This window comes from uncultured Flavobacterium sp. (assembly GCF_963974175.1).
GTDB lineage: Bacteria > Bacteroidota > Bacteroidia > Flavobacteriales > Flavobacteriaceae > Flavobacterium.
Map to the genome: position 1 here is coordinate 346698 of NZ_CAXBBR010000002.1, position 13330 is coordinate 360027.

Here is a 13330-nt window from a genome sequence, read left to right on the forward strand (position 1 = left end):
GCTTATTAATATGGTGTTTAACTTGAGTTTAATACTTTTTAACGTTTTTTTTAAATCTGTTTTAGTATTGTTGTCACTTAGAAAAGATCATGTAGTACAATCTAATGGCTAAACAAGCCTTAAGCCTTTGTTTTTAAGGGCTGTTTTGTCTTTAAGTGAAATTCCTATATTTGCAAAGGCAATCGATCGGCGAAGAGCTTAAATCCGCCTTTTATATTGTTTTATCATTACAACGAAAAGAAAATTGACTAGAGACATTCTGAAATACGATTTTAAAGAAGGATTGCCACAAGAGTTTGAAATTCTTCAAATGAAGCAACTGTATGCCGAATTTAAAGCAGAAATCACTGAGCCACATCGCGCCGAATTCTACCAGGTTCTTTGGTTTCAAAAAGGCACATCCGTTCATTATGTTGATTTTAAGCCTATAGTGATTCAGCCAAACACAGTTATTCTAGTGAATAAAAATAGTGTACAGCAATTTGACAGTAAGGTTCCTGTAGAAGGAAAGGTGATTTTGTTTACGGATCATTTTTTCTGTAAAGAAGAGTCTGATGTTCATTTTTTGAAAAGCAGCATTTTATTCAACGACTTATTCGAAACACCCCATATTGCGATTCCGAATATCACCTCCATATTTAGCGGACTTATTACCGTTTTAGAAACAGAGATTGACCAACAAAAAGACGAATATCAAGCGGATGTTTTACGCAATTATCTCCGTAATTTTTTATTGCTTTTAGAACGAGAAAGACGCAAACAAGACTTTACCGAAATTAAGAAAGGGCCAGATTTAGATTATGTAATGCTTTTTAAGGAATTGTTAGAGAATCAATTTCACCATGAAAAGCAGGTCAATAGTTATGCTGTTCAAATGCACATTACTAAAAAGAGACTCAATTTCGCCACTTCAAAAGTCTTAGGCTTAACGCCAAAGAAGATCATCGACGATCGCATTATGCTTGAAGCCAAAAGGCTTTTGGCACATTCAAGTGCGTCGGTTAAAGAAATCAGTTTTACTTTGGGATTTGATGAACCCACAAATTTTGTTAAGTATTTCCGCAAGAACCACCTTTCTACACCACTGGAATTTAGAGATAGCTTTTTGAGTTAATTTCAACTTTGGCACAAATTTACCATCCAAAGGACTTTTTGTATCCCTTTTCTTTTTGATTATCGCCGCAACTTTGTATCATCAATTTATAACAATAAAAAAATGAACAAATCAATACTAAATGTAGCATTAATCTTTGCCCTAGCAGTAACAACAACTTACGGACAAAAACAGAAAAATTCAAAAACTAAAAAAGAAAACACAATGGAAATTTCGAATAAACAAAAAGTAGTCGCTTTATTAAAAAGCATCGAAACAGGAGCTCATGAACCAGCTGCTTACATTAATCCTGAAAAATACATTCAACACAATCTAGGTGTAGCGGATGGATTGGCCGGTTTTGGAGCAGTTTTACAACAATTACCTCCCAATTCAGCCAAAGTAAACACAGTTCGTGCTTTTGAAGATGGCGATTTCGTTTTCACACAAACAGAATATAACTTCTTCGGGCCAAAAATAGGTTTTGATATCTTTAGATTCGAAAGCGGAAAAATCGTAGAACATTGGGATAACTTACAAGAAACTCCAGGAACTGCAAACCCAAGCGGACACTCGATGATTGACGGTGCGACTGAAGTTAAGGATCTTGATAAAACAGAAGCGAACAAAGCATTAGTGGAGAACTTTGTTGAAGCTATTTTAGTAAAGGGTGAAATGGGAAAATTAGCGGATTACTTTAACGGTGACGAATATATCCAGCACAATCCAAACATTCCTGACCAACTTTCGGGATTAGGTGGGGCATTGGGAGCTCTTGCTAAACAGGGGATTTTCATGAAATTTGATACTATTCATAAAGTATTAGGACAAGGTAATTTTGTTTTGGTTGTTAGCGAAGGCCACTTTGGCAAAGACCATAATTCATTCTATGATTTATTTAGAGTTGAGAATGGTAAAATTGCTGAACATTGGGATGTTGTAGAAACAATTGCAGCCCAAGATACTTGGAAAAACACGAACGGTAAGTTCTAATGAATAGTGACGATCAAGGGCGAAAAACAGTAGTTATTTAGGTGTGAGCACCCGATAGGCTTATAAAAGCTGTCGGGTGTTTTTTATTTAAACGGCTAATTTATAGTTAGAATGTTTTTGCAAATGTTAAAAATTACCAAATAATTTTTTTAATTCAAAGCAAGTGCTTAGTTTTGTACCGTATTAAAATAGTAATGGCAAGAAGTAAACAATATAACGAACAAGAAGTAGTAGAAAAAGCAATGTCTTTGTTCTGGCGAAATGGGTATGAAAATACCTCGGTACGTATGTTGGAAAAGGAAATGGGAATCAACCAGTTTTCGATTTATGCTAGTTTTGGCAACAAACAAGGGCTATTTTTAGAAAGTTTGAAATGCTATAAAAGCAAGGTAAACGGAATGTTCGAAAAGTTTAAAAATGGAACAGATGGAATAGAGGACATTAAAGATTTTTTTTATGATTCGGTTCAAACTCCAATAGAGGTTGGCAATTACAAAGGATGCTTTCTTACCAATACCTACAATGAATTTGCCGAGGCAGAAGATCAGATCATCAACGTACAAATGGCTGAATTTATGGAGAGCATCAAGCAATTGTTCATAGAAAAATTACGGACAGATAAATCCAAAGATGAAGAAACAATATTGAAGCAAGCCAACTATTTATTACTGGCAAAACACGGTCTTGCCGCAGCATCAAGAGTCAACAATAAAAAAGAAATAGAAGATTATATAGAGCTAACGTTCAACAATATTTAGCTTTTTTTTGACTTAAAACTAAGCAAACGCTTAGATATAGATTGCCCAAATAATAATAAATTAAAATAAATAATTATGACAACATTAAAAGTTCACACTATCGAATCGGCTCCAGAAGCAAGTAAATCATTATTAGGAAACTCTCAAAAAGCATACGGAATGATTCCTGGACTTCACGGAGTTTTAGCAGGATCTCCGGGTTTATTAAACGCATACCAAACACTACATGAATTGTTTGTAGCCTCTTCATTCAACGAAGAAGAATTGACAGTAGTTTGGCAAACAATCAACGTAGAACATGAGTGCCATTATTGCGTGCCTGCGCATACGGCAATCGCTGGAATGATGAAAGTAGATAACGATATTACTGAGGCTTTGCGTAACCGTACGCCACTTGCAAACTCAAAATTAGAGACTTTACGCAATATGACGTTAAGCATGGTTCGCAACCGTGGAAATGTTTCTCAAGAAGATTTAACTGCATTTTACGCTGCAGGTTATGGGGAACAACAAGTTCTAGATATTATCCTTGGGTTATCTCAAAAAGTAATCAGTAACTACACAAATCATATCGCTAAAACACCAGTTGATGCACCTTTCCAACAATTTGCTTGGACTAAATAAGCATTAAATTATCAAAGTAACGTACCGTATTTTGTACATTTGGGCAGCATTTCCGCCCTCCGTTCCCGCTTTTTTTGTTCCACTAAGCTGCACAAAAAAGAGCTCCACTCAGGTCGGGCTGCAGGACAGTGCATAAAGGACGTTCCGATTACAAAATACGGTTAGTAACTTATAAATATAAAAACGAGAATCATGATAAAAGTAAGCGTAATGTATCCTAGTGGTCCAGACACCACATTTGATGTAGATTATTACAAAAATTCACACCTTCCTATGATTAAGGAAGCCTTGGGTGATGCCTTAAAAGGATTAGAATTGAATATTGGTTTAGCAGGTAGAGCTCCAGGCGAGCCAGCTCCTTATGTAGCTATTGCACATTTAACGTTTGATTCAGTTGAGGCTTTTCAAGCTTCTTTTATGCCGCATTCTGCTACATTTGCAGCCGATATTCCTAATTATACCAATACAAAAGGCGAACTTCAAATTAGCGAGATTGTTTAAGTATCAAAATTAAACAGCATTACAATAGAGGAATCACAAGGCGGTTCTTATAAAAAAAGCAACTCTTTTACGAGTTGCTTTTTTTATACAATTGTGTTTTTAAAATATGCAATTTGAGACAAAATAGTTCAAGTGAAAATCGCAGTGGCTACATTAGAAGATGCCATTAGATTCGATTCGGGATCCGCAAACTAAATCAATAGTCTTTTGGAATCGTTTCGGCTATTCGGCTAAAGGGTATAAAACAGCGTTTTTAGGATGTGATTTACATTAAGACAACTTCTTATACGTTTAGATCAACAAGCGCGTGGTGAACCGCTTAAAAAACGTTGTTTAGTGTACGGAACATCGTCCTTATTCTAATGCTTAGCCCAGATAGTAGCGGCATCCTCTTGTGGCCGAGTTTTTTTACGAGGGCACAAGAGATATAGCGGATAGCTGGAGATTGCTCCTAAAAAAATACCCCCAAATAGCGTATCGCTTTTTGGGGGTAGTCTAAACCGTCGTGGCTTTTATATTATAGGGACTCAATTAAAAGCCAAGCTTCTGGATTGTCCGCTTTTTGAATTTCTTTCTTTGCCTTATCTGCTTCGGCAAATGTGGCATAACTACCATAAAGGACAGGGTATAGACCATATTTATTAACACCGATGCGTCTGGCTTTATATCCTTGGTCTGATAGACGTTTGAATATTTTATCAGCATTTGCTTCCTCTCTAAAAGCGCCTGCTACAATATGATACGACATCTTACTTTCTTTTACAGAAAGGGTTACCGCCGGCATTGGACTTTTTATAAAGAAGGTAGCTTCTTGAATTTTATTATTTACTTGTTTCTGAACAGCTGTTTCAACTAGTACTGTTGCGGTAGCGATTTGACTTTGATATACAGAATAGCCAACACTCGCGGTTAATCCTAAACCTAAAACAAAAATGGCGGCATATTTTAAATAGGAACGACCGCTTCTTTCTTCAGTATCTAAAGTAATAACAGTGTCCTCTTCTAATGCTTCTATTTTTTGCTCGAAAATTTCTCTTTTTACAGCCGGAGAAACAAAAGCGCTTAAACCGAAAGAACTAGTCAAATAATTAGTCTGATCTAAAGGTTTGAAAACAATATTGTTGTCTGCGTTAAGACTTATGTCTCCTATGTTTTTTATCGAAAAACTACCATTTGCCTCCAATGCTTTTTTCCAGTTCAATACTTCGTACTGAATAGCACTTACTGCATAATCATAAGAGGTTTTCTCTGATTGAGCAATATGGTTGGCTAAAAGGCCATCGTTATTTTTTAAATTGGCATTGAAAGAAATCATCTTTTTTGGAGGAAAAAATGAATTTGCGCTTTCAACCCACTTTGCCGATTGGATTTCAGTCAAAAATGCACCGAATCCAGGAACGGTAACACATTGATAACGATATAAAAGCTGCGCGATGTAAGGTTCGATGTTCATACATACAAAGTTATACAATGAAAATAGTTATCAAAATTTTATTCACAATTTTTATTAACAATCAGCGTATTTTTTTTATACATTTCAACTACAAATATTTAGCATGACAGAACAAGATTTATTTTATCTATTGGCCTTGCAAAGAGTGGAGGGTGTAGGCGACATTATGGCCAAAAAGCTTCTGACTCATTGCGGCAGTGCCGAAGCAGTTTTTAAAACCAAGTCTACCCAACTTGGCGCCATTGATGGTGTGGGTTCAATTTTACTTAGAAACCTGAAAAACCAGGCTGTTTTTGATAAAGCCAATGCAGAAATGGAGTTCATACGATCAAACGAGATCAATGTCGTGCATTTTCAAGGAGAGAATTATCCGGAGCGATTGAAGCATTGTATCGACGGTCCTTTGTTATTGTTTACCTCTGGAAAAATTGATTTAAAAAACCGGAAAATAATCAGCATAGTTGGTACTCGCCAAATCACTTCCTATGGTACGGAATTCTGCCGGAAACTAATCGAGGATTTGGCTCCGCTAGATCCTATAATCGTTAGTGGTTTTGCGTATGGAGTTGATATCGTGGCGCATCAATTGGCTATGGAACACAACTTACAGACAATTGGCGTCGTAGCTCATGGTTTAAACCAAATCTATCCCAAAACCCACAAAAAGTATGTCGCCAAAGTCGAAGAGAACGGCGGATTCATGACTGAGTTCTGGAGTACATCGAATCCCGACAAAGAAAACTTCGTGCGTAGAAATAGGATCGTAGCAGGTATGTCTGAGGCGACAATCGTAATCGAATCGGCTGACCGAGGTGGTTCGCTGATCACAGCTAATCTGGCGAATGATTACAACCGCGATGTTTTTGCGGTTCCAGGTCGCGTAACCGACAAGTACAGCCAGGGCTGTAACAACCTGATAAAAACCCAAAAAGCAAACGTGCTCACCAGTGCAGCTGATTTGGTTTACATCTTGAATTGGGATATTCAGGCTAAGACAAAACCCGTACAAAAACAGTTGTTTGTGACTTTGGAAGACGACGAACAAAAAGTCTATGATTTTCTACTAAAAACAGGAAAAGAACTAATGGATATCATAGCCCTGCGTTGTGATTTTCCTATTTATAAAATCTCAGGAATGCTGTTGAATATGGAATTGAAGGGTGTGGTACGGCCATTGCCAGGGAAATTGTTTGAGGCGATATAAACTGAAGTAAATAAACCGCAGATTCGCAGATTTTTAATTTTTTTAAATCTGCGAATCTGTGGTTTTATTTTTTTAACTAGATAACTTCAAAGTCTAATTCGTGCCCTTTAAAAATCAGAAGTATGCAAGCGCCAGAACTAGAAAACAAACTAGTGCCAGCGGGATTGCCTATAACATTGTTTTCATTCAATCATAATGCTCGACTTAACTTGAATATATTTTGTTGTATCAAGATTATCTTCTACTAAAAACACAACATAATTACTGAAAAAATGAGCAAGATTATCATCATTTAATTTTCGCTGTTTGTTTTTATCGAAAAATTTTGAGGAGCGTACAAAATTTTCAAGACTGAGTATTTCTTCTGGTTTTATTTTTTGATTATTCTTAGCTTGAATTTCTTGAAAGAAAAAAGTACCATTATTTGACCCACTACTATCTTTGATAAAATACTCTTTATTAACAGTTTTTGATTGGTAAACATAACTATTATCTAATTCAAAAAACAGTGTATCTTTTATTTTATTATTGACGGCGTTTTCCCCTTTACCAATTGGATAGTAAGAATAATACTCTATGTATCTTGGCTGGACAAACTCATTTCCATTAATAAAATATATTGTGTATTTTTCTGTCAATGAATCTTTTAGTTTCCATTTATCTATTATTTGGTTGTGTTTTCCATCAAAATAGAATTTCCTGTTTTCAATATACTTTTTTATTGATAGAATTTTTTTGGGCTTCAAATCTTTTGTTAAAAATCCATTACCAACAAAGAATACATAACCATTCGTTTTCGTATGATTCATTTGCTGTTTTTTAACGATCTCGTGTTCAGAATAACTTTGTTTCGAAAGATTTGGAATTAATGTAGGTGATATTGTGTAATATTTATCAATGCTAAAAAATAGTGTATCTTTTTTTTCTCTTGTGCCTTTAGGACAGTAATAGAAAAAAAAGTTAGCAAAAGAAGTGAAATATGTTTTTTCATCATAGATTAATTTGTAGCTAATGATTTTAAATATAATACACTTTAGGATATAAAATAGAGTTGCAGTGTATTTAATTCTACAGTTGACTAGGTAGCTTAAAACCAAAATCCCTTTCTACTTTAAAATAGAAAGGGGTTTGTATATTAAGATTATGTGGTTTTTAAAGCACTTCAAAGCCTAATTTCTCTCGTACTCTTGACAATACACCATTGGCAACAGCCGAAGCTTTTCCAGCACCTATTTTCAATAACGCATCTACTTCCTCGAGATTATTTAGATAGTAATTGTATTTTTCTCTTTCGGTTTTGAATGTTTCGCAAATTAGCTCGAACAAGGCTTGTTTTGCGTGACCGTAACCATAGTTTCCGCCCAGGTAATTGGTAGTCATTGTGGCCAATTGGTCTTCGGTTGCCAGTAATTTATAAATAGCAAATGCATTACAAGTCTCTGGATTTTTCGGATCTTCTAGTGGCGTGCTGTCGGTTTCAATGCTCATTACCTGTTTGCGTAACGACTTGTCATCAAGGAAAATGTTGATGATGTTATTGGCTGATTTGCTCATTTTTCCGCCATTGGTTCCGGGAATCAGCATGCTGTCCTCCTGAATTTTAGCTTCTGGAATAACGAAGGTTTCTCCCATTTGGTGGTTGAATCTTGAAGCAACGTCTCTAGTTATTTCAAGATGTTGCAATTGGTCTTTCCCTACGGGAACCAACTCTGCATCATACAACAAAATATCAGCAGCCATCAACATTGGGTAAGAAAACAATCCCGCGTTTACATCTTCTAATCTATCAGCTTTGTCTTTAAACGAATGTGCTAATGTCAAACGTTGGAAAGGAAAAAAACAACTCAAATACCAAGACAATTCCGCTGTTTGTGGTACGTCTGACTGTCTGTAAAAAACCACTTTATTAACATCTAATCCACAAGCCAGCCAAGCTGCTGCTGTGCTATAGGTATTCGTTCGAAGTAATTCTCCGTTTTTTATTTGCGTGATAGAATGCAAATCGGCAATGAAAAGAAACGATTCATTTTTAGGATCATTTGATAATTGTATCGCCGGTATAATTGCGCCTAGTAGGTTTCCTAAATGTGGAGTTCCTGTACTTTGAACGCCTGTAAGTATTTTAGCCATTGTGATTTTTTCTTGATCGCAAAGTTCGCAAAGTTTTTTATTTTTTTGAGGTAAATTTTAAAAACTTACACAAAGGCTCGCAGAGTTTAGTTGCAAATAAAATTTCCGAAGTTTTGTATAAGTAGTTTGGTGTGCCTCTGCGTTTTTTCTTTATGCATCTTCGTGAAACTCAATTTCCATAAATAATTGACGCATAGGTTCACAGAGTAAAAACATAATGGAAACACGCCAAGGCTCATACAAGATACTCTTTGTACATCTCTGAGTCTTTCTTTGTGTGTCTCTGTGAAATACTAATAAGTTTACTTGTTCTATAAATCGAAACTTTATAATGATGATAACATTCGATTCCTTACTTTTGACGTCATGAAAGGAATAAAAATAATTTTCTGGACTTTATGGCGGATGTGGTTTTATGTTTTATTTACTATCCCCATAGTGATTATGTTGCCGTTTTTAGTTTTGTCTATCGTTTCTGAAAAAGGATATCCGTACTATTTCAAAATGGCACGAATTTGGGCAAAATTCATTCTCTTCGGAATGGGTTTTTACTATAAAATCGAAAAAAATCAGACTTTAGAATCGAATAAAAGTTATATGATTGTGGCTAATCACTCTTCTATGACTGATATTATGCTTATGCTCGCTACGGTGAAAAACCCTTTTGTTTTTGTTGGAAAAGTGGAGTTGGGCAAGATTCCGTTATTTGGATTCTTCTATAAAAGAACCTGTATTTTAGTAGACAGAGGTTGCTCTAAAAGCCGTTTAACGGTTTTTAATGAGGCACAGAAAAGATTTGACCGCGGTTTGAGTGTTTGTATTTTTCCTGAAGGTGGTGTTCCAGATGATGAATCGATTCTTTTGGATACGTTTAAAGACGGTGCTTTCCGACTCGCAATTGAACATCAAATCCCAATAGTTCCTATCAGTTTTCCAGATAATAAAAAGAGACTTTCTTATACTTTTTTCAGTGGTGGTCCAGGATTAATGCGTGTTAAGATACACCAACAAATTGAAACCTCTGGAAAAACAGGTGTAGACAGAAGACACATCAGGGAGGAAGTTCGTGACGTTATTTACAATCAGCTAGTGGCGTATGAGAATGAAGCAAACGAGAAGAAATGGATGTTTTCTAAAAATAGAGTATAAAAAAAGAGTTGGCCACGGCCAACTCTTTTTTTAGTTTTATGCGTCTGCTAATTCTTTTATTCTTTCCTTAATTTTAGCTTCTAGTTCATCTGCTAATTCAGGATTGTCTTTAATTAAAGACTTAACTGCATCACGTCCTTGTCCTAATTTGGTTTCACCATAACTGAACCAAGAACCTGCTTTTTTAATAATTTCAAATTCTACGGCAAGATCTAAAATCTCTCCTGTTTTTGAAATTCCTTCACCGTACATAATATCAAATTCAGCAATTTTAAAAGGCGGTGCTACTTTGTTTTTTACCACTTTCACTTTAGTTCTGTTACCCAGAACGCTGTCTCCGTCTTTAATTTGTGTAGAACGACGGATATCTAAACGTACCGAAGCATAAAACTTCAATGCATTTCCTCCTGTAGTAGTTTCAGGATTTCCAAACATTACTCCAATTTTCTCTCTCAATTGATTGATAAAGAAAACGGTACAATTTGTTTTACTAATCGTTCCTGTTAGTTTTCTTAATGCTTGAGACATTAAACGGGCATGAAGTCCCATTTTAGAATCTCCCATTTCACCTTCGATCTCGCTTTTTGGAGTCAAAGCAGCAACAGAGTCAATAACAACAATATCAATTGCTCCTGAACGAATAAGGTTTTCAGCAATTTCTAATGCTTGTTCTCCATTATCTGGTTGAGAAATAATAAGGTTTTCAATATCTACGCCTAATTTTTCAGCATAATTTCTGTCGAATGCATGCTCCGCATCGATAAATGCTGCAATTCCACCCGCTTTTTGAGCTTCTGCTATAGCATGAAGTGTCAACGTAGTCTTTCCAGATGATTCTGGGCCGTATATTTCGATTATTCTTCCTCTTGGGTAACCACCAACTCCTAATGCTAAATCGATACCTAAAGACCCTGAAGAAATAGTTTCTACTTCAACAATGGCTTTATCGCCCATTTTCATTACAGTTCCTTTTCCGTAGGTTTTATCCAGTTTGTCAAGCGTAAGTTGTAGCGCTTTTAATTTAGCTTCTTTTTCTGTACTCATCTTCTCTTTCTCTTTTACCTTTTCTTTCATCTATTTGTATTGTTTTTCTATCTGTAACAAACTAACAGCATGGATTAGTATGCCGTTAATTTTATTTAAAAGTAATTGTATGTTTTCGTAAAAATACTTCTTTTTATGATGTGAATTTTCTCTTTCAAGTTTTTTTTTAAAACCTTAATTTTCTATAAAAAAGACAGTCTCAAATTCTATTTTTTTACATGAACAGAGCCTTTAACTCTGTTGCTTCTTCCGGTTTCATTTTTCCGGCCAAAACTAAACTGAGTTGTTTTCGTCTTAATGCGGCATCAAAACGTTCTTTTTCCAATTCCGTTTCTGGGATTATTTGAGGTACTTCTACCGGTCTTCCCGTGTCATCTACTGCGACAAAAGTGTAAATAGCCTCATTAGCCTTCGTTTTATTTCCGGATTCTCTATCTTCTACCCAGATGTCGATAAAAATCTCCATCGAACTTTTGAAAGCTCTGGAAACTTTAGCCTCAACAGTCACAACACTTCCTAACGGAATAGCTCTATTAAAAGCCACGCTATTTACAGATGCTGTAACTACGATTCTTCTCGAATGTCTTCTCGCAGCAATACTTGCAGCACGATCCATTCGCGCCAGTAATTCACCGCCAAAAAGATTATTCAAAGGATTTGTTTCACTAGGCAACACTAAATCAGTTAATGTTGTCAAGGATTCGGAAGGATGTTTTGGTGTCATTTTATTTGTCAATGTAATTACTGTTTTCTTTTTTTATGTATTCTAATTTAACCAGTACACGGCCATAACTGCCGGTATAAAATAGATAACAATGGTTCTTGCTCCATCGTAATCTTTTGCTAATCTTTGCCCAAAAAGCAACATAAGTAAAGTTATGCAAGAAAAAACTGCGCCATAAAAACCAAATTCCCTACCGTTGTTTACCAATAACTCGATACAGCCCACAATGCACAAAATACCGGATATTAATTCCAATACCAGCACATTTGCTAAAGCCAATGGTACTTGATTTCGTAAAGGTGTTTTAGAAAAATGACCTTTTAACCATTCGATATTATCTTTCCAATAAAACAGTTTATCGTAACCGGATTGCAGAAAAGAGATCGCTAAAAAAACTAATATTAAAATGGAGGCAACGTTGTTCATATGGTTATTTTTTGTGGATTAGACGTGTAAGTTTTATTGATAAGTCAGTTAATATGATTTTTGCATTTCCATTGCGTTCCACATGATACATGGCATCAGAAAGTTCTTTAAAGATATCGTGAATGTTATTACCATTTACAAAAGGAGCAAAATTTTCCAGTTTAAACTTTTCGACTTTGGGTTCAAAATAAACTAACGATTTGGTTTCGTAATTCATCATTAATGCCTGACGGAACATTTCGATGCAAAATTGAAGGAACTTCTTTTGGGTTTCTCTTCCCAAGCCTGCAATCTTTTCACTCCAAAGAATCAAATCTTGAATCGCCGCAGCATTTCCTTTTGCTTTGAATGCTGCCCGAACCCAGGTAACAAACCATTGTTCAAAGGGATGCTCTTCATCATCAGCATGGAGTAAGTGTAAGGCAATGTTGTAATTTCCCTGTGCCTGATGTGCAATTTTTGCCGCCAGTTTTGGGTCGGTTTGTTCTCTTGCTACCAATGCTTCTGCAATGATAGGCTCACTTAAACCATTAAAATGTAAAATCTGGCAACGAGAACGTATCGTTTGAATTAAATCTTCTTCGTTTTCAGTAATCAAAATAAAAACTGTCTTTTCTGGTGGTTCTTCCAGCAGCTTTAATAATTTATTGGAAGCAGAAATATTGAGTTTATCTGCCATCCAGATTAGCATAATTTTATAACCACCTTCATATGATTTTAACGACAATGCTTTTAGAATTTCCTGTGCATCATCTACTCTTATTTCGCCTTGCTTGTTCTGAACACCTAATATGGCATACCAATCAAACAAACCACCATAAGGATTTGTGGTTATAAATTTTCTCCAATCAGTAATGAAATCAATACTTTTCGGGCTTTTCTTTACTTCTTCGGTCGTTACAGTAGGATAGGCAAAGTGTAAGTCGGGATGCGATATTTTTTGGAACTTTAGATTGCAAGCTTGATTAGTACCGCTATTTTCTCCGTTTTGGTTGCCACACAAAATATATTGCGCGTAGGCAATCGCCATGGCTAAGGTACCACTTCCTTCAGGACCAACAAACAATTGTGCATGCGGGATTCTACCCAAATCGGCACTTCGCGTCAGATGATTTTTAATGTGTTCTTGGCCTAAAATTTCAGAAAATTGCATGAAGCAAAGATATAAGAAAATGGGTTAGTCTAAAATATTACATAGCAAAGTTTACTAAAATGTAACCGCAAAATGACA

14 protein-coding genes are annotated in these 13330 nt (G+C 35.7%); 7 read left to right on the plus strand and 7 right to left on the minus strand.

Going from position 1 to position 13330, the window contains the following annotated elements:
* The first annotated feature begins 244 nt into the window (after window positions 1-244).
* The 5 genes from AAC069_RS04470 (at window position 245) to AAC069_RS04490 (ending at window position 3969) form a co-directional block, all read left to right on the plus strand.
* Window positions 245-1114, plus strand: a complete 870-nt coding sequence (locus AAC069_RS04470) for a helix-turn-helix domain-containing protein (RefSeq protein ID WP_339919291.1) — start codon at window positions 245-247, stop codon at window positions 1112-1114.
* 102 nt (window positions 1115-1216) lie between these two features.
* On the plus strand, window positions 1217-2086 hold the full coding sequence (locus tag AAC069_RS04475) for a nuclear transport factor 2 family protein (protein WP_339919292.1): 870 nt from the start codon (window positions 1217-1219) through the stop codon (window positions 2084-2086).
* A 194-nt stretch (window positions 2087-2280) separates the two neighbouring features.
* Window positions 2281-2844: a TetR/AcrR family transcriptional regulator gene (locus AAC069_RS04480; protein ID WP_339919293.1), complete on the plus strand. Its 564-nt coding sequence runs from the start codon at window positions 2281-2283 to the stop codon at window positions 2842-2844.
* A gap of 75 nt (window positions 2845-2919) precedes the next feature.
* A complete protein-coding gene (locus AAC069_RS04485; RefSeq protein WP_339919294.1) occupies window positions 2920-3468 on the plus strand; it encodes a carboxymuconolactone decarboxylase family protein in 549 nt (182 codons plus the stop codon).
* Between the two features lie 192 nt (window positions 3469-3660).
* Complete coding sequence (locus AAC069_RS04490) at window positions 3661-3969, plus strand: EthD family reductase (RefSeq protein WP_339919295.1); 309 nt, start codon at window positions 3661-3663, stop codon at window positions 3967-3969.
* A 517-nt stretch (window positions 3970-4486) separates the two neighbouring features.
* On the opposite strand, the gene AAC069_RS04495 is transcribed toward AAC069_RS04490, so the two are convergent.
* Window positions 4487-5422 carry an SPOR domain-containing protein gene (locus AAC069_RS04495; protein WP_339919296.1) on the minus strand — a complete coding sequence of 312 codons (936 nt, stop codon included), beginning with the start codon at window positions 5420-5422 and terminating at the stop codon, window positions 4487-4489.
* Between the two features lie 103 nt (window positions 5423-5525).
* On the opposite strand from AAC069_RS04495, the gene dprA reads away from it, so the two are divergent.
* Window positions 5526-6626, plus strand: a complete 1101-nt coding sequence (dprA, locus tag AAC069_RS04500) for a DNA-processing protein DprA (RefSeq protein WP_339919297.1) — start codon at window positions 5526-5528, stop codon at window positions 6624-6626.
* 182 nt (window positions 6627-6808) lie between these two features.
* On the opposite strand, the gene AAC069_RS04505 is transcribed toward dprA, so the two are convergent.
* Window positions 6809-7435: a hypothetical protein gene (locus AAC069_RS04505; RefSeq protein WP_339919298.1), complete on the minus strand. Its 627-nt coding sequence runs from the start codon at window positions 7433-7435 to the stop codon at window positions 6809-6811.
* A gap of 343 nt (window positions 7436-7778) precedes the next feature.
* Window positions 7779-8756, minus strand: a complete 978-nt coding sequence (trpS, locus tag AAC069_RS04510) for a tryptophan--tRNA ligase (RefSeq protein ID WP_339919299.1) — start codon at window positions 8754-8756, stop codon at window positions 7779-7781.
* 366 nt (window positions 8757-9122) lie between these two features.
* Between trpS and AAC069_RS04515 the strand changes: the two genes are divergently transcribed.
* Window positions 9123-9905 carry a lysophospholipid acyltransferase family protein gene (locus AAC069_RS04515; protein WP_339919300.1) on the plus strand — a complete coding sequence of 261 codons (783 nt, stop codon included), beginning with the start codon at window positions 9123-9125 and terminating at the stop codon, window positions 9903-9905.
* 36 nt (window positions 9906-9941) lie between these two features.
* Here AAC069_RS04515 and recA read toward each other — a convergent pair whose 3' ends face one another.
* The 4 genes from recA to AAC069_RS04535 all read right to left on the minus strand — a co-directional run bounded on the left by recA (window position 9942) and on the right by AAC069_RS04535 (window position 13252).
* A complete protein-coding gene (recA, locus tag AAC069_RS04520; RefSeq protein ID WP_091085808.1) occupies window positions 9942-10949 on the minus strand; it encodes a recombinase RecA in 1008 nt (335 codons plus the stop codon).
* Window positions 10950-11163: 214 nt separating this feature from the next.
* Complete coding sequence (locus AAC069_RS04525) at window positions 11164-11673, minus strand: acyl-CoA thioesterase (RefSeq protein ID WP_074720266.1); 510 nt, start codon at window positions 11671-11673, stop codon at window positions 11164-11166.
* Between the two features lie 42 nt (window positions 11674-11715).
* Window positions 11716-12099 (minus strand): DoxX family protein, encoded by a 384-nt coding sequence (locus AAC069_RS04530; RefSeq protein WP_339919301.1) that lies wholly within the window; start codon window positions 12097-12099, stop codon window positions 11716-11718.
* A 4-nt stretch (window positions 12100-12103) separates the two neighbouring features.
* The gene (locus tag AAC069_RS04535) at window positions 12104-13252 is read right to left on the minus strand and encodes a DNA polymerase III subunit delta' (RefSeq protein WP_339919302.1); all 1149 of its coding nucleotides are present in this window, start codon (window positions 13250-13252) and stop codon (window positions 12104-12106) included.
* Window positions 13253-13330: the final 78 nt, after the last annotated feature.

Excerpts from the sequence above, each read along its gene's own strand:
- AAC069_RS04505 (WP_339919298.1), bottom strand. The coding sequence starts at position 7,435 with ATGAATCATACGAAAACGAATGGTTATGTATTCTTTGTTGGTAATGGA.
- AAC069_RS04515 (WP_339919300.1), top strand. The coding sequence starts at position 9,123 with ATGAAAGGAATAAAAATAATTTTCTGGACTTTATGGCGGATGTGGTTT.
- trpS (WP_339919299.1), bottom strand. The coding sequence starts at position 8,756 with ATGGCTAAAATACTTACAGGCGTTCAAAGTACAGGAACTCCACATTTA.
- dprA (WP_339919297.1), top strand. The coding sequence starts at position 5,526 with ATGACAGAACAAGATTTATTTTATCTATTGGCCTTGCAAAGAGTGGAG.
- AAC069_RS04485 (WP_339919294.1), top strand. The coding sequence starts at position 2,920 with ATGACAACATTAAAAGTTCACACTATCGAATCGGCTCCAGAAGCAAGT.
- recA (WP_091085808.1), bottom strand. The coding sequence starts at position 10,949 with ATGAGTACAGAAAAAGAAGCTAAATTAAAAGCGCTACAACTTACGCTT.
- AAC069_RS04530 (WP_339919301.1), bottom strand. The coding sequence starts at position 12,099 with ATGAACAACGTTGCCTCCATTTTAATATTAGTTTTTTTAGCGATCTCT.
- AAC069_RS04525 (WP_074720266.1), bottom strand. The coding sequence starts at position 11,673 with ATGACACCAAAACATCCTTCCGAATCCTTGACAACATTAACTGATTTA.
- AAC069_RS04475 (WP_339919292.1), top strand. The coding sequence starts at position 1,217 with ATGAACAAATCAATACTAAATGTAGCATTAATCTTTGCCCTAGCAGTA.
- AAC069_RS04490 (WP_339919295.1), top strand. The coding sequence starts at position 3,661 with ATGATAAAAGTAAGCGTAATGTATCCTAGTGGTCCAGACACCACATTT.
- AAC069_RS04535 (WP_339919302.1), bottom strand. The coding sequence starts at position 13,252 with ATGCAATTTTCTGAAATTTTAGGCCAAGAACACATTAAAAATCATCTG.
- AAC069_RS04480 (WP_339919293.1), top strand. The coding sequence starts at position 2,281 with ATGGCAAGAAGTAAACAATATAACGAACAAGAAGTAGTAGAAAAAGCA.
- AAC069_RS04495 (WP_339919296.1), bottom strand. The coding sequence starts at position 5,422 with ATGAACATCGAACCTTACATCGCGCAGCTTTTATATCGTTATCAATGT.